The organism is Pseudomonas sp. MF08831, from assembly GCF_059862645.1.
In genome coordinates this window covers 61,626-83,130 of the sequence record NZ_JCBCUX010000021.1, presented here as the reverse complement: position 1 = coordinate 83,130, position 21,505 = coordinate 61,626, and the positions used below count along the sequence as shown (strand labels likewise).

The following is a 21,505-nucleotide window of genomic DNA, read 5'->3' as shown; positions in this document are numbered from 1 at the left end:
TTTGTTTTTGCTTAGTTCGCGGCTCTGCGGGAGCATGGACTGGTTTTTCGTTCGTTGGAATTTCGGGGCAAGCCACCTCTGGTAACTGGTTCGTAGCAGCTTTTAAGGCAGAGCCTACGGCTAAATTCGGCTTTCGAATTTGGGACGCGAATTCTAAGCTACTTTTCGATAGTGGAACGCCATGCGCGCAGTTCACAAGAACTCTAACTTTGTGGACATATTTGGGTTCTGTTCCAACTGGTCAGGGCGTAAACAGGCTAAGTTGGACATCAGCTTCTAGTTTGGCTAGTGGTGACTACATGCTACTCAACAACATAGCAATGGACGTTGCGGGAGTAGTTTCAAGACAGGGCAATATGTACGCTGTATGGGACTATGCAAATGACAGGCTTGTAATTCAAGTAGTGGGGGTTGATATCCCATCGGCGCTCTATGTTCCTGTCGTTTTTGCCAAGCCAATATCTTAATAATCTATTTAGTAACTAAATCTAGGAACCGCCTTGAGCGGTTTTTTATTGTCTGGAGAAAAATATGGTCTGGCAAAGATCCGGAACAGTTGCTGTGCAGAATGGCAGCACAACTGTAGTAGGCACGAACGTAGATTTCGCCGCCAGTAGCCGGAATGGTGACTCATTCGTAGGTCCGGACGGCGCTACCTATGAACTGGCGAACGTCGCAAGCTCCACGGTGATCTCGATCCTTCCAGCTTACAAGGGTCCGACAGTCAGTGGCGCGGCCTACGCCATCATGCCGGTGCAGGGCTACGACAAAATGCTGTCGGATGCCTTCAATAACCTGAACAACCAGTTCGGCCCTAAGCTGGCGGCATTGGGCACGACGGGCAATTACGACATTCTGCCAGTGGCGAAGGGCGGGACAGGAAATTCCACCGGAACGGCGACTAAGCTTGCGGCGGCCGCTATCGCTGGCACAGTATCGCAGTCAGGCGGGTTGCCGACTGGCGCTCTGATGGAGTCCGGAGTTAATGGTGCTGGCCAGTATTGGAGGTTTGCCGGTGGGCTTCAGGTTTGCATAAACGAATTCACCACAAACCTCGCAGTCAACCAGTCCGCCAACGGTATGTTTTATACCTCTACAGCTTTCGCCATGCCGGCAGCATTCGCTTCTGGAAGCACGCCGCAATTTAGTTTCTCCGCAAGACTACCCGGCGCTATCGTGTGGGGAGAGTTTTCCAGCTGGAATGGAGCCGTTGCCGAGATGTTTATTATTTCTGGGTCAAGCACTAGCGCGGCCAATATCATTGTAAAAATGATTGCCGTGGGAAGGTGGTTCTAATGATTATTAAATTCTCTCCCCAGCGCCGCGATGACGTGCTTAAGGTTAGTAAGCGCGGCGATGTGATCACATTGAATGGAGAGCGCTTCGACTTCCGAGAAATTCCTGAGGGGGCGTTGCTCCCGAGTTCGGCAGTTGATTGTGAGTTCGTTATCGGTGACATCACGCGCAAGAATGGCGATCTCATCCTGACACTGCTTCTACCCTGTGGCCAGGGCGCTACAGCCGCTGCAAACTTCCCCGCCGATATCGTCAGTCCACCTGACGGGAACGTGAGCCTTCCCCAATGAAAAATATCGATTTCAGCAAGATGGTGACTGTCGAGCAGCGCCAGAAAGAAGACCGCCGGACAACGCTTGAGGCTGTCCTGGCTTCTCGCCGGGCCGCATACCTGGCCGAGTCTGATCCGCTACGCCTGGAGGCGGACTACGATGCACTGAGCCAGGGCCTTGAGCCTGACTATGCCGGGTGGCTTGCCTCCGTCGCCGCCATCAAGGCCCGATTCCCACTGCCCACCACTGTGGATCCGGTCGCGAACTGATCCGCGATCTAGCCCTGATGCCGCCTTGAGCGGTTTTTTTCGCCTGTAAAAAGGATTCACACCGCTGCAAGCGTTAAAAGCCGCTACCACGAATGAAAAAATGGCTTGGTAGCATGCTCCACCAAGAGGGTGGCGGGGAATAGCAGCCGGGCTGATTCACCGGGGCTTCATCGCAACGGATCTGGAGTCCTGCGGCCTTAATGTCGGGGCCGTCTTGTCCGCCGCTGTACGTTTCACAGCCGCCAAGAGTAAAGACGGTTAAGAGAAGTATTGCGTATTTCATGGGATCCATTCCTGTTCGCTCCGATAATTCACCGCATTATATAGAAAGCGTATCGCCCGCCAAGTCGCGGGTTTTTTTTCGCCTGGAGAAAAGTATGCCGATCACCGAGCAGCAGCTGCTGCAGATCCTCCCGAACGCTGGCCGCCAAGCCGGCGTTTTTGTTTCTGCGCTGAATACGGCCATGGGCCGCTATGGCATTGTCGGCACTCTGCGTGTGTCTGCATTCATCGCCCAGATCGGGCATGAGTCTGGCCAGTTGCGTTACGTGCGCGAGATCTGGGGGCCAACGGCGCAGCAACTCGGTTATGAAAGCCGCGCCGACTTGGGAAACATCGTTAAGGGTGATGGCTCCAAGTTCCGGGGTCGTGGCCTGATCCAGATTACCGGCCGGGCGAACTATGCCGCGTGCGGCGAGGCGCTGGGCCTGGACCTGATCAGTACGCCTGAGCTTCTGGAGTTGCCCCAGCACGCCGCGATGTCGGCAGCGTGGTTTTGGTCCACGCGAGGACTGAACACGCTGGCAGACCAGAAGGACTTCGCGAAGATCACCAAGCGCATTAACGGCGGACTCACCGGGCAAGCCGATCGTCAGGCGCTGTACGACAGGGCGTTGAAGGTGCTGGCATGACGCCGGTGCAGAAGCTGGGTGGCCTGGTGTTGCTGGTCCTGGCGCTGATGGCCGGTACAGCCTTCGCCACCTGGGAGGTGCAGGACTGGCGCATGGGGAAGAAGCTTGCCGAGCAGGGCGCCGCGCACCAGCAAGACCTCGACGCAATCACCGGCGAGGCCTGGCGTCAGCAGCAGGCCGAGCAAGATAAGCGCTTGGCCACCGAGCATCAGCTCGCTACCCAAGACCAACAACATACGAAGGAATTATACGATGCCCAGCGCAACCAGGCTCTGCTGCGTGACCGCCTTGCTACTGCTGATGTGCGGTTGTCAGTCCTTCTCGACGCCACGGATTCAGCCAGTGGCTGCGAAGTGCCTACCGCCCCCGGCGCCGTCGGCTTGGTTCATGCAGCCCGTCGAGCCCAACTTGACCCAGCGCATGCGCAACGAATTATCGCCATCACCGACGATGGGGATAATGCCGTAATCGCGCTGCGGGCGTGCCAGGCCTATGCGAAGGCGCTATCAGCAGGTAGTTGAAAAATTATGAGTTTCAGTGGCCGGCCGATGCTCGGTGAGTTTGACCCATCTCAAATTTTGAAACGGCTTGAACCCAATAGCGGCGATACTTAGTCTGATCAGGTGGAATTGGCGCTTGAAGAGACCAAGAGCTCTCGGCATTCAAAGCATCTCTGTACGCCTGCCATTCCTTCGCCTCTGCGATGTCCGATGCGCTTTTTTTGTCGTCAAACCATCCTAAAATATAAACCTCACCCTGATCTCTGCCGTGTTCTACAAGTAAATAAATATCGTTCATAACCTAAATCCGCTTAACCATTTCTCAATTTTCCCAGCGCTGGGTGCTCACTCCATGCTATCGGCCCAAGCATCTGATTGTTGAGACTTCTTTACCCGCGATATGCCCAGATGGGCATCTGCGCCTGCTGTTGCGCGCTGATGCATATGATCTAGTCTTTCCCGCGGCGTTCGTACTGCGATCATTGAGTTTATTGACGGGCGCCATGGACAAGCGGCTTGCGGGTCTTTCAATACTGCTGACCCTCGGCTGGGTCATCACAGTGGCGACTGTCATTTAGTACTTCTACCCCAATTAATCTAAAGGTCGAATCAATTCTGGCCCCTTATTCCTCACGTTCCCCACGGCCGTATCGACTTTGAACCACTCGAAGACTTCCGACGGCTCTCCCTGATGCAACGCCATCTGCTCGGCGCGCTCCTTGGGCGTGGCCGGATCAAGCCATTCACGAGCCAGGTCGGGCGTAAGCACCACCGGGCGCCGGTCGTGGATATCCACCATGCCGCCGGCGCTGTCGGCGGCGATGATCACGAAACCGTCATGCTCACCCGGACCTTCATCGCTGTCGGGCAGTTGGCCGATGGCAGCGCAGAAGATCGGCGCGCCATCGCGCCGCCGGATTAGGTAGGGCTGTTTCTTCGGTCCGCCTTCGTCCACCCACTCAAACCAGTTGTCGACCGGCGTGATGGCCCGGTGCGGCCAGATCGCCCGGAAGAACGGGCCGTGGGCCACCTTCTCAACACGGGCATTGATCGGCGCGGCCCTGTCCTTTGCCCAGTGTGGCCGCCATCCCCAGCGCACCAGGTCGGCGTGCAGCAGGTCGCCCTGCAGGTGGAGTAGGGCGACATGAGGACCGCCAGAGTCAGCTTGATGAACTCCTCGTTCTCATCGATGGTGTGCAGCGCCCCGCGGATGTTCTCCGCCACATCGGCTGAGCCACGCTGCTCAACCCAGTTCGATAGCTCCATGATGGAAGCCTCAAGGGCCAGCTGATTTTCGTAGAGCTTAGAAAGCAGTGAAGGCAGTAGGTCGGAATTAGGCATGGCAGTTCCTCTTTGAAAATAAAAGCGTAGCAGTCGAGTTACCAGGGGGGGGGGCGTTCGGCAGAACGCCGGGGCAGGGGCTTTCAGGGAGAAAGCCTGTAGGGAGATTTGCGGGGATTCGTGAATCCTTGCTCAACATTGTTAGGCGTCGATTGCAGTGGGCGCCTACGTAAGTTGTTGCTGTTTAAGGCTTTTCGGGACGTCCGCCAGCATGGGGTGCTAGGGGTCGAGTGTTCGAATCACTCCGTCCCGACCATATTCTTGATCAAGCCCAACCTGAAAAGGTTGGGCTTTTTCATGCGCACCAGTTTTGCATGGCTGCCTGTCGGCACGCGTCAGGCGCCGGTGGCGCGCTGCTTGAGGTAATCCACAAACGGGTCGATATCCGTGCTGCAGAGCAAATGAGCGATCGCGCGCACCTCGGTTTCCGGCCATTCCCACCAGGCGGACTGTTCGAGGATCTGGCGGGTGGGCTCATCGAAGCGCCAGCGGATATGTTTGGCGGGGTTGCCGCCCACGATGGCGTAAGGGGCAACGTCCTTGGTCACAATCGAGCCCGCCGCGACGACCGCGCCATTGCCGATGGTGACGCCGGACAGAATCTTCGCGTGCGAGCTGATCCAGCAATCATTGCCAATGATCACGTCGCCCTTGCTGCCACCAAAATCAGTGATGTGCGCGAGGCTTTTAACCTTGGCCGGGAAGGGATAGCAGCTGAGCCAATCAGTGCGATGGTGGCCGCCGAGATACACTTCGACGTTGCCGGCAATGGACGTGTAAGCGCCTACGCGCAAGGTCGTACCTTCATGCCAGTCGTGAACCTTCAGGTCTCCGTAGGTGCCGATGCCAAAGCTGTAGTCGGGGTAACGGTTGCGCAGTTTTTGCGTCGAACGCTCCAGGGGGGAGAGCGCGCGTAATGCCTTGCGCGCTTGGTGTTCGCGCCATTTACGCAATAGTTTCATGCGTCGAGCCTTCTTGCAGAGGTTGAAATCAGGCCGCCATCCTGAGCAATGGGTGGCTTCTATGCAAGACGAAAATACCCAGGGTATTTGCCGGGATAACCCTGACACGTAAGCGTTTAACCGCCAGGCACCACCAACAGCGACAGTCCCATCACTGCGCCACCGGCGACGTGGATGTCGTGCTGACACTGAATGTCGCCAGCCTGCAGGAATACCAGGCGCTGGCCCGCCGGGTCTTCGCCGCGCGCCCCAACCTGAAGTGGTTCAAGGCTCTGATGACGCTGGACCGGGTCAAGCTGGGGCTGGAAGTACCGGCCAGTTGAGCGCTTTATTGCCTGAAAAAAATGGCCGAAGCCTGTCCCTTTTTTTCACCTCGCCTGTCATTCATGGCAAGTGAATCAAATCGAGAGCTTCCGCCAATGCCCGCCGTCCCACCTTTGCGCCTGCGCCCGTTATTGAACTTGAGCTTGATGCTGAGCCTCAGTGCCAGCCCATTATTCGTCCCGATCAGCTACGCCGAAGACAGCAGTGCTCGGCGCAGCTACCAGGTGCCGGCCGGCAGCCTGAGCGCTGCGTTGACCCGTTTTGCCGGGCTGTCGGGGGTCAATCTGTCGGTAGATCCTGCGTTGGTCAGCGGTCGCAGCAGCGGTGGCCTGGCCGGCGAATATGGCGTGGAGGAGGGCTTTGCTTACCTGTTGCAAGGCTCCGGCCTGCAGTTGCAACCGATGGGTGAGCAGGCATACAGGCTGGTGCCGGCGCCCGACGGCAGCAGCCTGCAATTGGCGCCGACTTCAATCATCGGCAGCACCGGGCAGGAGGGCGGCGATACCTACGCCGGCGGCCAAGTGGCGCGTCGTGGCTCGCAGGGCTTGCTCGGTTCGCGGGACTTCATGGAAACGCCGTTCAGCATGACCACCTACACCGAGGAAGCGGTGAAGAACCAGCAGGCCCGCACCCTCGGCGATCTGATCGCCAGCGACCCTTCAGTGCGCGCCACCAACCCGGCCGGTGGACGCTATGAGCAGTTCACCATTCGCGGATTCAGTCTGTTCAACAGTGATGTGGCCTACAACGGCCTGTACGGCGTGTTGCCGACGTACACCATCGACATGGAAATGGCCGAGCGCGTCGATATCCTCAAGGGCCCGAGCCAGTTGATCAACGGCATCTCACCGCGCGGCAGCGTCGGCGGCGGAATCAACGTGGTGCCCAAGCGCGCCACCGACAAAGACATCAATTCGTTTACCGGCACCTGGGCCTCCGACAGCCAGGCTGGCGGCGCGGTGGACGTAGGCCGGCGCTTTGGTGAGGACAACAAATTCGGCATCCGTTTCAACGGCGTGAAGCAGTCCGGCCACACCGAATGGGACCACCAGAGCGTCGACCGTGAGATGGCCGTTCTGGGCCTGGATTTTCGTGGTGAACGCCTGCGCCTTTCTACCGACATCGGTCACACCGAGCGTGACACCGATGCCCCGCAGGAGCGTGTGCAGATCGGCCCCAATGCCCGCGTGCCGAGTGCCAGCGATGTGCGCCGCAACTACGCGCAACCCTGGAGCAAGGCCAGCACCGATGACACGTTCGGTACCGTCAACGGCGAGTTCGACCTCACTGATAGCGTGATGCTCTACGGCGGTGTCGGCGCGCGTAAAAGTAATCACGATTTCCTGCGCCACGCCGTGTCCGTCACCAACAATGCCGGGGATTTCAGCGTGCAGCCGCGTGATTTTACCCGCGACGAAAACGTGCGCACCGCCACGGCGGGCATGCGCAGCTGGTTCCACACCGGCCCCGTCAGCCATGAGCTCAACCTGGCTGCCAGCTACTTCTATATGGACTTTGAAAACGGCGGGGCGCGCTACGGGGCGGCGCCAAGTAACCTCTATGATCCGGTGCAAACCCCGACCCCCTCGCGGCCGACGCGCTTTGATTCCAAGGTCTACACAGAGAATAAGTTCAGCGGTGTCGCGCTGTCCGACACCCTGGGTTTCTTCGACGACCGATTGCTGCTGACCCTTGGCGCGCGCTGGCAGCGGGTGAAGGTGGACGACTGGACCGACAACGTCAAAGGTGACACCGCCTATGACGAGGAAAAAATCTCGCCGTCGGGTGGCATCCTCTTCAAGGCCACCGACACGTTGTCGCTGTATGCCAACTACATGGAAGGCCTGAGCCAAGGCAAAATCGCACCTTCTACCTCGATCAACGAAGACGAAATCTTCCCGCCGTTCATCAGCCGGCAGGTCGAAGTCGGTGCCAAATACGACGCGGGCGCCTTTGCTGTCACCGCCGCCGTGTTCCGCATCAAACAGCCAGCCTATGAAACCAACGCGACCACGCGGGTGTTCGGCCCCAACGGCAAACGCCAGAACGACGGGGTGGAGCTGAGTGTGTTTGGCGAGCCGCTCAAGGGCTTTCGCCTGCTCGGTGGCGTGATGTACATCGACAGCGAGCTGACCCATACCACCAATGGCACTTACGACGGCAACCGCGCACCGGCCACGCCCAAGTACAACGTGAACCTGGGGGCGGAATGGGATGTGCCGACGCTCGAGGGTTTGACCCTGACCGGCCGGGGCATTTATTCCAGCTCGCAGTACCTGGATCAGTCCAATGTGAAAGAAATTGACGCCTGGAACCGTATCGACGTCGGTGCGCGTTATGCCTTTAAGGTGGATGACAAACACATCACTTTGCGCGCCAATATCGAGAACGTCGCCGATAAACGCTACTGGAGCTCGGCCGGGGCCTCGGATGACAGCGAACCGGGATTGACCCTGTCGACGCCGCGCACGTACTTGCTCTCGGCCACCGTCGACTTCTAACTGCGCAACTTGAAGGCAAGCGGGCTTGATGTGGCGAGCGGGCTTGCCCCGCGTTGGGCTGCGAAGCGGCCCCAAAACCTGCCAATGCGTTCTGACTGAAAAAACTGCGGTGACTGTATAGGGGCTGCTGCGCAGCCCAACGCGGAGCAAGCCCGCTCGCCACAGCAGCCCAACTGCCCACAGGATGTGTACAGCGCCTGTAAATGAAAAAGCGTTAATAAGAATGTTTTTTGATTGCATCGCCCTGATATGGAATAGTACCCGCCGTTTTCCCCAGCCTGTCCAGCCGGGGTGTTCCAACGCCGAGGTCCCTGTCATGCGAATGTTGCGCTCCATCCCGACCCTTGCCGCCTGCCTTCTGGCGTTCTCATCCAGTGTGTTAAGCGCCGCGCCCATCGACCTCAATGATGGCCAGCACGCAGTGCACTTGCCGGATGCGCCCAAGCGCGTGGTGGTGCTGGAGTTTTCCTTTCTCGACAGCCTCGCCGCCGTTGACGTTACGCCCGTAGGCGCTGCCGATGATGGCGACGCCAACCGAGTGTTGCCGCGCGTGCGCCAGGCCATCGGCCAATGGACATCCGTGGGCCTGCGCTCGCAGCCGAGCATCGAGGAAATCGCCCGGCTCAAGCCGGACCTGATCGTCGCCGATCTCAATCGTCACCAGGCGCTATACAGCGACCTGTCGAGCATCGCGCCAACCTTGCTGTTGCCTTCGCGCGGTGAGGATTACGAAGGCAGCCTCAAATCCGCCGAGCTGATCGGCAAGGCCCTGGGCAAAAGCCCGCAGATGGAGGCGCGTATCGCGCAGAACCGCGAGCATTTGCAGGCAATTGCCAAGCAGATACCCACCGGTGCCAGCGTGCTGTTTGGCGTCGCCCGGGAAGACAGCTTTTCCGTGCACGGCCCGGACTCCTACGCCGGCAGCGTGCTGCAGGCCATCGGCCTGAAAGTCCCGTCGGTGCGCGCCAAAGCCGCCCCCACCGAGTTTGTCAGCCTGGAGCAATTGCTCGCGCTGGATCCGGGCTGGTTGCTGGTCGGCCACTACCGCCGCCCAAGCATCGTCGACACCTGGAGCAAGCAGCCGCTGTGGCAAGTGCTCGGTGCGGTGCGTAACCACCATGTGGCCGAAGTCGACGGCGACAGCTGGGCGCGCAATCGCGGTGTGTTGGCCTCGGAGCAAATCGCCGAAGACGCCCTGGCAATTCTCAAAGGCGGCAAAGCCGTACTGAGCCAATAAGCATGGGCCGAAGTCTCGCGGCAGCGAGTATCGTGCTGCTGGGCGCTTTAGTGTTCTGGCTCTCTTTGTACAGCTGGTCACCGTTCACCATCACGGCGGCGGATGCCTGGAATGGCTTGGTTCATCAGGGCAGCGTGGGCGGCAATATGGCCTATATCGTCGCCCAGTTGCGGGTGCCGCGAGCGGTATGCGCGGCATTGGTCGGGGCCTGCCTGGGCCTGGCCGGTGCGCTCATGCAGGGCATTACCCGCAACCGTCTGGCATCGCCGTCGCTGTTTGGCGTAACGGCGGGTGCGGCGCTCGGGTTGGCATTGTTCTCGACCGGCTTGGTCGCGCCACCCTTTGCCGGCGGCGCATTGTTGATGACCTGCGTGGGCGGCGCCTTGGCCTGGGTCACCGTATTCAGTCTGGGCGGTGCGTGGTCGCCAACCACTGCTCAAGGTCGGCTGGTATTGGCCGGCGTGGCCGTGGCGGCGCTGTGCGCAGCATTGACCCGGCTCACGGTGATTCTGGTCGAGGCTCAGGCACAGAGCGTGCTGAACTGGCTGGCCGGTTCCCTGGCCAACGTCGGCGCGGCACAGGTGCAATTACTCTGGCCTTGCACCTTGATCGGCGGCCTGTGGGCGCTGTGGTGCGCGCCGCGCCTGAACCTGATCAACCTGGGCGAAGACGCTGCACGCTCGCTGGGCGTGGGCATCGCCAGCCTGCGTCTGCAGGTATTTTTCGCCAGCCTGTTGCTGGTGGGGGCCAGCGTCTGCGCCGTCGGCCCCATCGGTTTTGTCGGGCTGATCGCGCCAAATATCATTCGGCAATTTCTCGGCAATGACTACCGCTGGCTGATCCCGCTGAGTGCGGCCCTGGGCGCGGTGATCGTACTCGGCGCCGACCTGCTCAGCCGCGCCGTCGCCTTTCCGGTGGAGACCCCGGCGGGTGTGGTGACCGCGCTGATCGGTGCGCCGTTCTTCCTCTTTCTTGCCAGGCGCGCGCTATGAGCCAACCCCGATTGCGCCTATGGCTGCTGCTCGGCATGTTGCTGGTGGCGACCGGTGTCAGCCTCAGTGCCGGCACGGTGTGGCTCACGCCGGAAACGGTGCTGGACCGCCTGTTGGCCCACAACGCCCTCGACTTCGAAGTGTGGAACCATCGCCTGCCACGCAGCCTGATCGCCATCCTCGCCGGCTGCGCGTTCGGCCTGGCCGGGGCGATCGTCCAGGGTGTGATTCGCAACCCGCTGGCCTCGCCGGAAATCCTCGGCGTCACTCAGGGCGCCGGGCTGGCACTCACGGTGGCGATCATCGGCTGGCCGCACATGCCGATTGCCTGGCTGCCCCTGGTGGCCTGCCTCGGCGGTGCCGGCGGCGCCTTGCTGCTCGCGCTGTACAACACCGGCGTGAGTTTTTCCGGGGTGCGTTTCGCGCTGTCGGGCGTCGCGATTGCGGTCACGTTGTCCAGCGTGACCGAGTTTCTGATCCTCTCCCATCCGCTGGATATCAACACCGCCTTGCTCGCATTGACCGGCAGTTTGTGGAGCCGCAACTGGCACCACGTGGCGCTGGTGCTGCCGTTTCTGCTGCTGATTCCGTTGGGCCTGTGCCTGGCCAAACCGCTGAACCTGATCGCCCTGGGTGACGAAGCCGCCCATAGCCTGGGCACCGCACTGACCCGCACGCGTTGGCTGGCGATGGCGTGCGCGGTGGTCCTGACCAGCCTGGGCGTGGGGGTGATCGGGCCGATTGGGTTTATCGGCCTGGTCGCGCCGCACATGGCGCGGCGACTGGTCGGCGGGCATCACCTGTATGTGCTGCCGGCGGCGATGCTGATCGGCGCGCTGTTGCTGGTGCTGGCCGACACCCTCGGGCGCACATTGATCGCGCCCAGCGAAATCCCCGCAGGGGTTCTGACGGCGGTGATCGGCGCGCCGTACTTTCTTTGGTTGCTGGCACGGTTCAAGGGCTGATGACATGAGCATTTTAAAAGCACATCAACTCGACATCGGCTACGGCGCCACGCGCATCGTGCAGGGGTTGTCGTTCGCGCCGCCACCGGGGCGTGTCACTGCGTTGATCGGGCCCAATGGCTGCGGCAAGTCCACCTTGCTCAAGGCCTTCGCGCGCATCCTCAAGCCAACCCAGGGCGAGTTGACGTTGGGGGATCACGCCTACGCCAGCCTGTCCGCCCGCCAACTGGCACAACAGATCGCATTTTTGCCCCAGGTGCTGCCGGTGCCGGAGGGCGTCAGCGTGCGCCAACTGATCGCTTACGGCCGCAGCCCGCACAACTCGCTGTGGGGACGCCTGAGCGGCAACGACCAGGCCCACGTGACACAAGCCATGCAGCGCCTGGAACTCGACGCCCTGGCCGACCGGGCCCTGGCGGACTTGTCCGGAGGCCAGCGCCAACGCGCGTGGCTGGCCATGGTGCTGGCGCAGAACGCACCGGTGGTGCTGCTCGACGAACCCACCACCTACCTCGACATCAGTCACCAGGTCGAACTGCTCGACCTGATGGGCGAACTGGCCGCCGAAGGCAAGACCGTAATCACCGTGCTCCACGACATCAACCAGGCCTGCCGCTATGCCGACCACCTGGCGGTGATGCACGCCGGCAAACTGGTCGCGCACGGCGCGCCCGCCGAAGTCATCAGCGCCGAACTGATGCGTCAAGTATTCGATGTGCAGGCGCAGATCATGCGCGAGCCGGTGGCCGGCACACCGATGTGCCTCGTGGAAAAAAGCACCCGAAATCAAGCCTGACGTCATTCAAAGTGTGGGAGCTGGCGTGCCTGCGAAAGCGGTGGGTCTGTGCTAACTAAACTGGCTGATCCACCGCTATCGCAGGCAAGCCAGCTCCCACAGGTTGACCGTGTTTAGCCTGCTACTGACCGCCGTGCCCGGATGACTTGATGTGAAATGCAGTCAAAAACTGTGGGAGCGGGCTTGCTCGCGAATGCGGTGGGTCAGTCACCTGATGTGTTGGCTGACACGCGCTGTTCGCGAGCAATCCCGCTCCCGCACGGCTGGGCCTCAGTTGGCTTGAACGCTCCACACGGCTTTCTTCACTTCAATGGCCTTGGGCAACAAACGGTTCTGATAAAACAGATCCGCCGTCGCCTGCTGTGCCTGCACAATCGTCTCGTCAATCGGCAGGATCGGCGAAGGCGGGCGGTTATCCATATAGCGGGCAATCACCTCGGCAGGCAGCCCCATAAAGGCGGTCAGCACCTTCAAGCTGTCTTCACGCTGGCTGCGGGTGAGCGCTTCAGCGGCAGTGAGTTCACCCAGCAGCGCATGGATAAACGCGCCGTTCGCCTGCGCATACTCACGCCGCGCGGTGTACATCGGCCCCGACAAACCCAGGCCCTCGCCGTTGGCCAGCACATGGCTCGGGCTCTGGCTCAACGCCAATGACGAATAGGGTTCCCAGATCGCCCAGGCGTCCACGCTACCTTGCTCGAACGCGGCGCGGGCGTCGGCCGGGGGCAAGTACACCGGTTGAATATCCTGATAGCGCAGGCCGGCTTTATTCAAGGCGCGCAGGATCAGGTTGTGGGCGCTGGAGCCCTTATGGAACGCCACTTTCTTGCCTTTGAGGTCGGCAACCGAGTGCAGCGGGCTGTCGTTGCGCACCAGGATTGTTTCGGCGGTTGGCTTGGGTGGTTCGGCGCCGATGTAGACCAGGTCGGCACCGGCCGCTTGTGCGAACAGCGGCGGGATATCGCCGGTAGAGCCTACATCCAGTGCGCCCACGTTCAGCGCTTCGAGCATCTGAGGGCCGGCGGGAAACTCGACCCATTTCACCGCGGTGTGCGCAAAGCGCTTTTCCAGCAAACCATGTTCCTTGGCGAGTACCAGGGCGATAGAGCCTTTCTGATAGCCGATGCGCAGGGTGGCGGGGTCGGCCGCCAGCGCGGTGTGGGGGACGGCCAGCAGAGTCAGCAACAGCAAAGGGATTTTCATGCCTGAGCCGCCTTGAAACGATTCGCCGGGCGCACTAAACCGAGGTGTTCCCTGAGTGTGCTGCCGGTGTATTCGGTCCGGAACAGGCCGCGCCGCTGCAGCTCGGGCACCACCCATTGGGCAAAATCCTCAAGCCCTCCCGGCAAATGCGGCACCAGGATATTGAAACCATCGGCCGCACCGTTTTCGAACCAGCGTTGCAGCTCATCGGCAACCTGCAGCGGCGTGCCGATCAGGCTGTAATGCCCGCGACCACCGGCAATCCGCCGGCCCAGTTGTGCCAGCGTCAGTTGCTCCTGGCTCGCCAGGTCACTGAGCAATTGCTGGCGGCTGCGTTGCCCGCTGTCGGTCAATGGCAGTGACGGCAACGGCCCGTCCAACGGGTATTTGGACAGGTCGAAATTACCCAGCATCCGCCCCAGCAAGGCCACGCCCACCTCGGGCTCGACCAACGCCTGGAACGCCTCGAATTTCGCCTGTGCCTCAGCCTCGGTTGGCCCCACCACCACAAACACGCCGGGCATGATTTTCAGCGCGTCGGCCTCACGCCCATAGCCGCCCAGGCGCCCTTTGAGGTCGGCATAAAACGCCTGCGCATTGGCCAGCGACGTTTGCGCGGTGAACACTACCTCGGCGGTCTGCGCGGCCAGCTCCCGGCCGGCTTCGGAAGAACCCGCCTGCACGACCACCGGCTGGCCCTGCGGCGAGCGGGCCACGTTCAACGGACCCTTGACCCGGAAATGCTCGCCGACGTGGTCCAGCACATGCAATTTCGCCGGGTCATAGTAGTGGCCGCTGGCCTTGTTGCGCACAAAAGCGTCGTCTTCCCAGCTGTCCCACAGCCCGGTCACTACCTGATGAAATTCCCGCGCCCGGCTGTAACGCTCGCGATGGCCCAGGTGTTCGTCCCGGCCAAAATTCTGCGCCTCGGCGGCATTGTCCGAGGTCACCAGGTTCCAGCCCGCGCGCCCGCCGGACAGGTGGTCCAGCGAGGCGAATTTGCGGGCCACGTGGTAGGGCTCGTTGTAGCTGGTGGTCGCCGTGGCGATCAGACCGATATGCGCCGTTACCGCACTCAACGCCGAGAGCAACGTCAGCGGCTCGAAGTGATCCGAACGCGCCATCTGGCTGGCGATCTCACCCGTGGCGGCGGCAATGCTGTCGGCCACGAACAGCGCGTCGAACTTGGCCGCCTCGGCGATCTGCGCCAGGCGTTTGTACTGGGCGAAATCCAGCCCGGCGTTGGCCGGCACGTCCGGGTGGCGCCAGGCGGCGACGTGGTGCCCGGTGGCCATGAGAAAGGCGCCGAGTTTCAATTGACGGCTCATGCTTAAAAATCCTTACGCAGTTGCACGCCGAAGTAACGTTCATCGTCACGGGGCACGGCGCGGTAGATGTAGTTGCCGCCGCTGGCCAGCAGCGGTGAATAAGACTTGTCGGCGAGGTTCTTCGCCAGCAGCGCCACGCGCCAGCCATTGCTGTAATCGGCCAGGGCCACGCTGGCGTTCCAGATGCCATAGGCGCCTTGTTTGGTGTCGACGTTCTGGCTGATGTCGTACTGCACTTCGCTCTGCCAGCTGTAGTCGGTGCCCAGTTCGACGTCCAGGCCGTTCTCCAGCGGGATGCTGTAGTCGGCGCGCACGTAGCTTTTCCAGTCCGGGCTGAACGGCAGCGGTTTGCCATTCACGTTGCACGTTGCCGCCGCACCGGCGGGGCAGGCGAATTCGTCAATACGCGCACGGGTGTAAGCCAGGGCCCCGGACAGCTTGAGTTGCTGGGTGGCCTGCAAGGCGTAATCAAGTTCGACACCTTCAGTGCTGACGCTGCCGGCGTTGATCAGGCGCGTCACGACTTGACCTGCGACCGTGTCGAAAAAGTTGGCCTGGTAGTTGTCGTAGTCGCTGTGGAAGACCGCAAGGTTGGTGGTCAGGCGATTGTTCCAGCTGGTGGCCTTGATCCCGGCTTCCCAGGTGTTGGAGGTTTCCGGCTTAAGCGCGTTGGTGTCGCGCGGCTGCATATTGAAAAACACGTTGTACGCCGGGCCTTTGTAGCCACGTGAGTAGGTCAGGTAGCTGGTGATGCTGTCGCTGATGTCGTATTGCACGCCCAGCCGCCCGGACCAGCCGTCCTCGTCTACCGAACCGGCACTGCGGGTGGAAGGTTGAATGCCACTCACCGTGGTGGCGGAGGTGGAAACGCGGCGGTGATCGTATTTCAGGTCGTCGTGGGTATACCGCAGGCCGGCGATGCCGCGAAAGCGTGAGGTGAAATTCAGCGTGGTTTCACCGAATGCCGCGTAGCTGTCGCTGGTGGTGCTGTAGTCGGCAATCCCGCGGTCGGTGCGCGTCGGGGTGGTCAGCGTGCGCTGGTAGGTCTCTTCGTCCTTGCCATGCATGTAGAACAGGCCACCGACGTACTCCAGGAATTCACCCTTGGGCGAGGCCAGGCGCAGTTCCTGGGAGTACTGGTCGAAGGCCAGCTCGCCCTTGTCGGCGGTGCCGGGGAAGGCGGCGGTTACGGTGCTTAGGCGGTCGCCATCCTGGTATTGGGTGTTGTCCCAGCCGCGCCAGGCGGTGATCGAGGTCAGGGTGTAGTCGCCCAGGTTCCAGTCCAGCTGCGCCGATAACCCTTCATTGGTGTCTTCGACATGGCTGCGCGTGTCGGTGTTGATATTGCGGTTGTCGCTGGACGCACGCACCGGGCTCAACGCATTGGCAAACGCGGGTGTCAGCGATTTGCTCACCACGCCGTTCGGGCCGTCATCGTGGGCTTGCATGTAGTCGGCGATCACGGTCAGTTTCACCTCATCACTGGGGGTGAATTCCAGCTTGCCGCGAATACCTTTGTGGTTGTAGCCGTTGACCTCCTGGCCGTTGTTTTTGTTATCCACATTACCGTCGTAACTGCCGAACAGCGTGCTGATCGAGCCCTTGAGCACCTCCGGCACCAGGCTGCCGCCAATGCCGAAACGCGTGCGGCTTTCATTGCCGCTGTAATACGACTGATCGATATAGCCGTGGGTCTCGGCGGTGGGGGCCTTGCTGGTGATGTTCAGTACACCGGCCGAGGCGTTCTTGCCGAACAGGGTGCCTTGCGGGCCGCGCAGCACTTCGATGCGCTCAAGGTCCAGCAGGTCGAGCGTGGCCTGGCCCGGACGCGCATAGACCACGCCGTCGATCACGGTGGCCACGGTCGGTTCAACGCCTGGGGAGGTGGAAATGGTGCCCACGCCGCGCACGAACAACGAGGTGTCCTTGTTCGACGCGCCGGTGCGAAAGTTCAGCGACGGCACTTGCTGCACGATGCTCGCCACGCCGTTGCGGTTGTCGCGCTCCAGTTGCTCGCCATCGAGCACCGAAACCGCCACCGGGACTTTTTGCAGCGACTCTTCACGCCGCGTCGCGGTGACCGTGACGGATTTGAGCGTGGGCTCCTGCGTATCGGCAGCAAATACGCCCGGCGCGGGGAGGGCGGTCAGCCCGGCGAGAAACAATAAATGAGTGTGACGTGGAAAGTTGTGCATGCTGTGCCCGCTCGAAAAATGCCCTGAACCGCTGCGGTTCTGCGACCGTCAGCGCCTGTGTCGTGTCTTGGGCATTCGCTCGAGCGAGTAGCAGACAAAGCGCTTTGTTAGCGCTAACATCGGCATTATTGGTAGGTCTGGTTTAGAGCGTCAAATACTAAAAAATTAGTCCTATATGCCTTTTTGTGTTTAACAGGATTGCCTCTTGAGCGAAGAAAAACCGCGCAAACGCCGTGGCGCCGGGCGCGTCACTCTTAATACCGTGGCGCGCCAAGCCGGGGTGTCGGCGATCACCGTGTCGCGCTATTTCAATCAGCCAGAGCAGGTCTCGCCAGAGCGCCGGGAGCGCATCGCAGCGGTGGTGGCCGAGTTGGGTTATGTGCCCAATCTGGTGGCCGGCGGGTTAGCCTCGGCGCGCGGTCGCATCGTGGCCATGGTGATTCCCAACATCTCCGGGCCGATCTTCGCCAACACCATTCAGGGCTTCAGTGACACGCTGAGCCGCCATGGTTATCAGCTGCTATTGGCGTCCAGTTACTTCAGCGCCGACCAGGAAGAAAGCGCGGTGCGCGCGTTTCTCGGGTGGTCGCCGGCGGCGTTGGTGCTGACCAGTCGTTTCCACAGCGCGGGCACTGAAAAGATGATCGCTGAGGCAGACATTCCGGTGGTGGAAACCTGGGATTACGTGCCCGCGCGCGAACCCTTGCAGATTGGCTTCTCCCATTACGAGGTGGGCGTCCGCGCTGCGCGCTACCTGCATGCCAAAGGGTATCGGCGTATCGCCTTCGTGCAGAACAGTGCGCCCGGCGACTTCAGCGCGCTGGAGCGGCGCGACGGTTATGCCGCCACTGTCACCGAACTGGGTATGCAGCCTTGGGTGTATGCCCCGGAGGCGGACCTGGCGCCTTTCGAAGCCGGCAAGCAGGCAATGCAGGTGCTGATGAGCCACGCCACGCCGCCGGATGCGATTTTCTTCGCCAACGACAACCTCGCCGCCGGTGGTTTGCTGGCGGGCCAGCGTGCCGGATTGAACATCCCGCAAGACTGCGCCGTGCTCGGTTTTGGTGATTACCCCTTTGCCGAAATGCTTTTGCCGAGTCTGAGCACGATAAAACCGCCGGCTCTGGAAATCGGAATATTAGCCGCCACGCGGGTACTTGAAAGTTTGGGTGTTCTACCGGTGGAGGATGAAGTTGTGCGATTGAATCTTCTGGAGTGTCGCTTGATTGAACGTGAGAGCACTTGAATAACTAGCGAAGTGGCTAATTGCAACTAGCCCAATTCTGTTGATTCACTTAAAGGCTCTAAATCAAGGGCTGTACCGGAAATCCGGGACAGCCAATGCGTATTCTTTTCAGTTTGTTTCCAGCCATCAGGAACTAGATTTACAACTTTCAGTCGATTAACCCGGTTAACCCCGACTGCGGCGTGGCGAACTAATGGCACTTCTCCGGTATTGGCCAGTAGTTCCAAATAGCCATACTTTCTCGCAACTAGACACCCCACACTATGTCGTCAATGCCCACCGATGCCTGCACTCTGCAGATCCCGCACACCGACCACGTGTGCGCGTGGCTGATGCGGCACGCCGGGCTGAAAACGGTCGACCTGGAGCGCGCCCGGCGTCTGTCTACGGACGCCGGCGACCTGCTCGGGCTGCTCGCGCGTCTGGGGCTGGTCTCCGAAATCGAACTGGCCCGCGCCTGGGCGGACCTGCTTGGCGCGCCGCTGTTGCTGGCCGATGCCGCGCCGCCGCTGCTCGACCCGTTGCCCGCCCTCACCGAACGCTTTATGCGCCACTACCAAGTGGTGCCCATGGGCTGGGCGCAAGGTGGCCTGCGCGTATTGGCGGCCAACCCGGCGCACCTCTATCCCTTTCAAGCCCTGGCCTACGCCTGCCAGGTGCCGGTGTGGCTGGCCATCGGCCCGCGCACTGAAGTCGACACGCTGATCGAGCGTTACTACGGCCAGGGCCGCTCCGCCATGGGCACCCTGATCGAAAACCTCGATGAGCAGGGCGGGGCGCTGGAAGATATCGAACACCTCAAGGACATGGCCTCCGAAGCGCCGGTGATTCGCCTGGTCAACCTGATCCTGCAGCGTGCGGTGGAACAGCGCGCGTCGGATATCCACATCGAACCCTTCGAAAACCAGCTCAAGGTGCGTTACCGCATCGACGGTGTACTGCACGACGCCGAAGCGCCACCCGCCAGTTCGTCGGCGGCGGTGATCTCACGGGTCAAGATCATGGCGCGCCTGGACATCGCCGAACGGCGCCTGCCCCAGGACGGGCGGATCATGCTGCGTGTGCAGGGCAAGGCGCTGGACCTGCGCGTGTCCACGGTGCCCACCAGCTTCGGCGAATCGGTGGTGATGCGCCTGCTCGACCGGCAAACCGTGCAGTTCGACTTCCAAAGCCTGGGCTTTGACGGCCAGCGCCTGGCGGCGTTTCTCGACCTGCTCGAACGTCCTCACGGCATCCTGCTGGTCACCGGGCCCACCGGCTCGGGCAAAACCACCACGCTCTACACCGCGTTGTCGCGGCTCAACACCGCTGAACGCAAGATCATCACCGTTGAAGACCCGGTGGAATACCAGCTCGAAGGCATCAATCAGATCCAGGTCAAGCCCGCCATTGGCCTGGACTTCGCCGGCGCGCTGCGCTCCATCGTGCGCCAGGACCCGGACGTGATCATGGTCGGCGAAATCCGCGACCTGGAGACCTGCCGCATCGCCATCCAGTCCTCGCTCACCGGTCACCTTGTGCTCTCCACGCTGCACACCAACAGCGCCGCCGCGAGCATCACGCGCTTGCTGGACATGGGCGTGGAAAGCTACCTGATCGCCTCGACGGTCAGCGGCATTCTCGCCCAGCGCCTGGTACGACGCCTGGACCCGGCGACCCGCGTGGCATTTGAAGCCGCGCCGGAACTGATCGAAGAACATGGCCTGGATCGCTTGACCGACCAGCGCCCGATCCTGCTCTACAAGGGCAGCTATCGCGGTCGCAGTGCAATCACCGAATTGCTGGTGATGAACGACGAACTGCGCAGCCTGTTGATGCGCCACGCCGACGCCGCCACGCTGGAGCAGGCCGCGCGCCGCGCCGGTCTGCGCACCTTGCATGAAGAAGGCCTGCGCCAGGCGCTGGCGGGCGTCACCTCGCTGGAAGAAGTGCTGCGCGTCACCCGTGGAGAGGGCGCGTGAGCCTGTTCAGGTTTCGCGCGCTGGACAGCCAGGGCGTGGCCCACAACGGCACGCTGCAAGCCCAGGACCAAGCGGCGGCCATCGCCGTCCTGCACAAACGCGGTTTAATGCTGTTGCACATCGAAGTGGCCGGCAGCCCGCTGCTGCGCACTGCGCGCGGGCCGTTGAAGGGCGCGGCCCTGGTGAGCTTTACCCAGCAATTGGCCACGTTGCTCGGCGCCGGCCAGCCACTTGAGCGTTCGCTGGGCCTGCTGCTCAGGCAACCCGGCCAACCCCAGGTGCGGGCGCTGATCGAGCGTATCCGCGACCACGTCAAGGCGGGCAAGCCGTTATCCGCCGCACTGGAGGAGGAGGGCGACACGTTCTCGGCGCTGTACTTGAGCATGGTGCGCGCCGGTGAGGCCGGTGGCGCGCTGGAAAGCACCTTGCACCAGTTGGGCGACTATCTGGAACGCAGCCAGTTGCTGCGCGGCGACGTCATCAATGCGCTGATCTACCCGGCGTTCCTGGTGGTCGGTGTGGTGGGTTCGCTGGCGCTGTTGCTGGCGTACGTGGTGCCGCAATTCGTGCCGATTTTCCAGGACCTGGGCGTGCCGATTCCGCTGATCACCGAGGTCATTATTGCGCTTGGCCAGTTCCTCGGCGCTTATGGCTTGTGGGTTCTGGGCGCGCTGGTTGCGGCCATCTGGATCGTGGCGGCACGCCTGCGTGATCCGCTGCGCAGGCAGCGCTATGACCGCCGCCTGCTCGGCATTCGTGTGATCGGCCCGCTGCTGCAACGCGTCGAAGCAGCCCGACTGACGCGCACCCTCGGCACCCTGCTCAGCAACGGCGTGGCCTTGCTGCAGGCACTCGTCATTGCCCGCCAAGTCTGCACCAACCGGGCGCTGCAAGCCCAAGTGGCGGAGGCGGCGGAATCGGTAAAAGGCGGCGGCACCCTCGCCAGCGCGTTCGGCGCGCAACCGCTGCTGCCAGACCTGGCCCTGCAAATGATTGAAGTCGGCGAACAGGCCGGTGAACTGGACAGCATGCTGCTCAAGGTCGCCGAGGTGTTCGACGTCGAAGCCAAACGCGGCATCGACCGCCTGCTCGCCGCGCTGGTGCCGTCGCTGACCGTGGTCATGGCCGTGCTGGTGGCGGTGATCATGCTGGCGATCATGCTGCCGCTGATGAGCCTGACCAGCAATATATGAACCTTCAAGGAGC

20 protein-coding genes and 2 pseudogenes are annotated in these 21,505 nt (G+C 61.5%); 15 read left to right on the top strand and 7 right to left on the bottom strand.

Annotated features, from left to right (window positions below; translation table 11 throughout):
- The 6 genes from AC19YS_RS30335 to AC19YS_RS30310 all read left to right on the top strand — a co-directional run.
- Nucleotides 1–467, top strand: a 467-nt coding sequence (locus AC19YS_RS30335; protein ID WP_500603424.1) for a hypothetical protein, incomplete at its 5' end; no start/stop codon positions are given.
- Nucleotides 468–531: 64 nt separating this feature from the next.
- Nucleotides 532–1,296: a hypothetical protein gene (locus tag AC19YS_RS30330; RefSeq protein ID WP_234452715.1), complete on the top strand. Its 765-nt coding sequence runs from the start codon at nt 532–534 to the stop codon at nt 1,294–1,296.
- A complete protein-coding gene (locus AC19YS_RS30325; protein WP_200625294.1) occupies nt 1,296–1,586 on the top strand; it encodes a hypothetical protein in 291 nt (96 codons plus the stop codon). The genes AC19YS_RS30330 and AC19YS_RS30325 overlap by 1 nt, the downstream gene beginning before the upstream one ends.
- Nucleotides 1,583–1,837, top strand: a complete 255-nt coding sequence (locus tag AC19YS_RS30320) for a hypothetical protein (RefSeq protein WP_200625293.1) — start codon at nt 1,583–1,585, stop codon at nt 1,835–1,837. Before AC19YS_RS30325 ends, AC19YS_RS30320 begins: the two co-directional genes overlap by 4 nt.
- Before the next feature lie 377 nt (nt 1,838–2,214).
- Nucleotides 2,215–2,748, top strand: a complete 534-nt coding sequence (locus AC19YS_RS30315; RefSeq protein WP_119739748.1) for a glycoside hydrolase family 19 protein — start codon at nt 2,215–2,217, stop codon at nt 2,746–2,748.
- On the top strand, nt 2,745–3,269 hold the full coding sequence (locus AC19YS_RS30310; RefSeq protein WP_500603422.1) for a lysis system i-spanin subunit Rz: 525 nt from the start codon (nt 2,745–2,747) through the stop codon (nt 3,267–3,269). Before AC19YS_RS30315 ends, AC19YS_RS30310 begins: the two co-directional genes overlap by 4 nt.
- Nucleotides 3,270–3,282: 13 nt before the next feature.
- Here AC19YS_RS30310 and AC19YS_RS30305 read toward each other — a convergent pair whose 3' ends face one another.
- From AC19YS_RS30305 to AC19YS_RS30290, 4 genes and pseudogenes are all read right to left on the bottom strand, one after another.
- The gene (locus tag AC19YS_RS30305) at nt 3,283–3,546 is read right to left on the bottom strand and encodes a hypothetical protein (protein WP_119739752.1); all 264 of its coding nucleotides are present in this window, start codon (nt 3,544–3,546) and stop codon (nt 3,283–3,285) included.
- Nucleotides 3,547–3,840: 294 nt separating this feature from the next.
- Nucleotides 3,841–4,392, bottom strand: a pseudogene (locus AC19YS_RS30300) (SOS response-associated peptidase family protein); the annotation flags it as partial.
- A pseudogene (locus tag AC19YS_RS30295) lies at nt 4,386–4,589 on the bottom strand (hypothetical protein); the annotation flags it as partial. The pseudogenes AC19YS_RS30300 and AC19YS_RS30295, both read right to left, overlap by 7 nt.
- 335 nt (nt 4,590–4,924) lie before the next feature.
- Nucleotides 4,925–5,551 (bottom strand): CatB-related O-acetyltransferase, encoded by a 627-nt coding sequence (locus tag AC19YS_RS30290; protein WP_106580540.1) that lies wholly within the window; start codon nt 5,549–5,551, stop codon nt 4,925–4,927.
- A gap of 179 nt (nt 5,552–5,730) precedes the next feature.
- On the opposite strand from AC19YS_RS30290, the gene AC19YS_RS30285 reads away from it, so the two are divergent.
- From AC19YS_RS30285 to fecE, 6 genes are all read left to right on the top strand, one after another.
- The gene (locus AC19YS_RS30285) at nt 5,731–5,874 is read left to right on the top strand and encodes a hypothetical protein (RefSeq protein ID WP_200625291.1); all 144 of its coding nucleotides are present in this window, start codon (nt 5,731–5,733) and stop codon (nt 5,872–5,874) included.
- 96 nt (nt 5,875–5,970) lie between these two features.
- Nucleotides 5,971–8,376 carry a TonB-dependent siderophore receptor gene (locus AC19YS_RS30280; protein ID WP_500603421.1) on the top strand — a complete coding sequence of 802 codons (2,406 nt, stop codon included), beginning with the start codon at nt 5,971–5,973 and terminating at the stop codon, nt 8,374–8,376.
- 322 nt (nt 8,377–8,698) lie between these two features.
- On the top strand, nt 8,699–9,613 hold the full coding sequence (locus AC19YS_RS30275) for a Fe(3+) dicitrate ABC transporter substrate-binding protein FecB (RefSeq protein WP_372239742.1): 915 nt from the start codon (nt 8,699–8,701) through the stop codon (nt 9,611–9,613).
- Between the two features lie 2 nt (nt 9,614–9,615).
- The gene (gene fecC / locus AC19YS_RS30270) at nt 9,616–10,605 is read left to right on the top strand and encodes an iron-dicitrate ABC transporter permease FecC (protein WP_106580543.1); all 990 of its coding nucleotides are present in this window, start codon (nt 9,616–9,618) and stop codon (nt 10,603–10,605) included.
- Entirely contained in the window at nt 10,602–11,570 is a 969-nt protein-coding gene (locus AC19YS_RS30265) for a FecCD family ABC transporter permease (RefSeq protein WP_106580544.1), read from the top strand. The genes fecC and AC19YS_RS30265 overlap by 4 nt, the downstream gene beginning before the upstream one ends.
- A 4-nt stretch (nt 11,571–11,574) precedes the next feature.
- Nucleotides 11,575–12,366 carry a Fe(3+) dicitrate ABC transporter ATP-binding protein FecE gene (gene fecE, locus AC19YS_RS30260; RefSeq protein WP_500603420.1) on the top strand — a complete coding sequence of 264 codons (792 nt, stop codon included), beginning with the start codon at nt 11,575–11,577 and terminating at the stop codon, nt 12,364–12,366.
- A 270-nt stretch (nt 12,367–12,636) separates the two neighbouring features.
- On the opposite strand, the gene AC19YS_RS30255 is transcribed toward fecE, so the two are convergent.
- The 3 genes from AC19YS_RS30255 to AC19YS_RS30245 are packed head-to-tail and all read right to left on the bottom strand — an operon-like array spanning nt 12,637 to nt 17,092.
- The gene (locus tag AC19YS_RS30255; protein WP_500603419.1) at nt 12,637–13,569 is read right to left on the bottom strand and encodes a sulfonate ABC transporter substrate-binding protein; all 933 of its coding nucleotides are present in this window, start codon (nt 13,567–13,569) and stop codon (nt 12,637–12,639) included.
- Nucleotides 13,566–14,897, bottom strand: coding sequence for an LLM class flavin-dependent oxidoreductase (locus AC19YS_RS30250; protein WP_448194125.1), 1,332 nt, complete (start codon nt 14,895–14,897; stop codon nt 13,566–13,568). The genes AC19YS_RS30255 and AC19YS_RS30250 overlap by 4 nt, the downstream gene beginning before the upstream one ends.
- Nucleotides 14,898–14,899: 2 nt before the next feature.
- Nucleotides 14,900–17,092, bottom strand: coding sequence for a TonB-dependent receptor (locus AC19YS_RS30245; RefSeq protein ID WP_500603418.1), 2,193 nt, complete (start codon nt 17,090–17,092; stop codon nt 14,900–14,902).
- 205 nt (nt 17,093–17,297) lie between these two features.
- Here AC19YS_RS30245 and AC19YS_RS30240 point away from each other — a divergent pair, with 205 nt between their 5' ends.
- From AC19YS_RS30240 to gspF, 3 genes are all read left to right on the top strand, one after another.
- A complete protein-coding gene (locus tag AC19YS_RS30240) occupies nt 17,298–18,338 on the top strand; it encodes a LacI family DNA-binding transcriptional regulator (protein ID WP_200625285.1) in 1,041 nt (346 codons plus the stop codon).
- A gap of 263 nt (nt 18,339–18,601) precedes the next feature.
- A complete protein-coding gene (gspE, locus tag AC19YS_RS30235) occupies nt 18,602–20,299 on the top strand; it encodes a type II secretion system ATPase GspE (protein ID WP_106580550.1) in 1,698 nt (565 codons plus the stop codon).
- The gene (gspF, locus tag AC19YS_RS30230) at nt 20,296–21,492 is read left to right on the top strand and encodes a type II secretion system inner membrane protein GspF (protein ID WP_500603417.1); all 1,197 of its coding nucleotides are present in this window, start codon (nt 20,296–20,298) and stop codon (nt 21,490–21,492) included. Before gspE ends, gspF begins: the two co-directional genes overlap by 4 nt.
- Nucleotides 21,493–21,505: the final 13 nt, after the last annotated feature.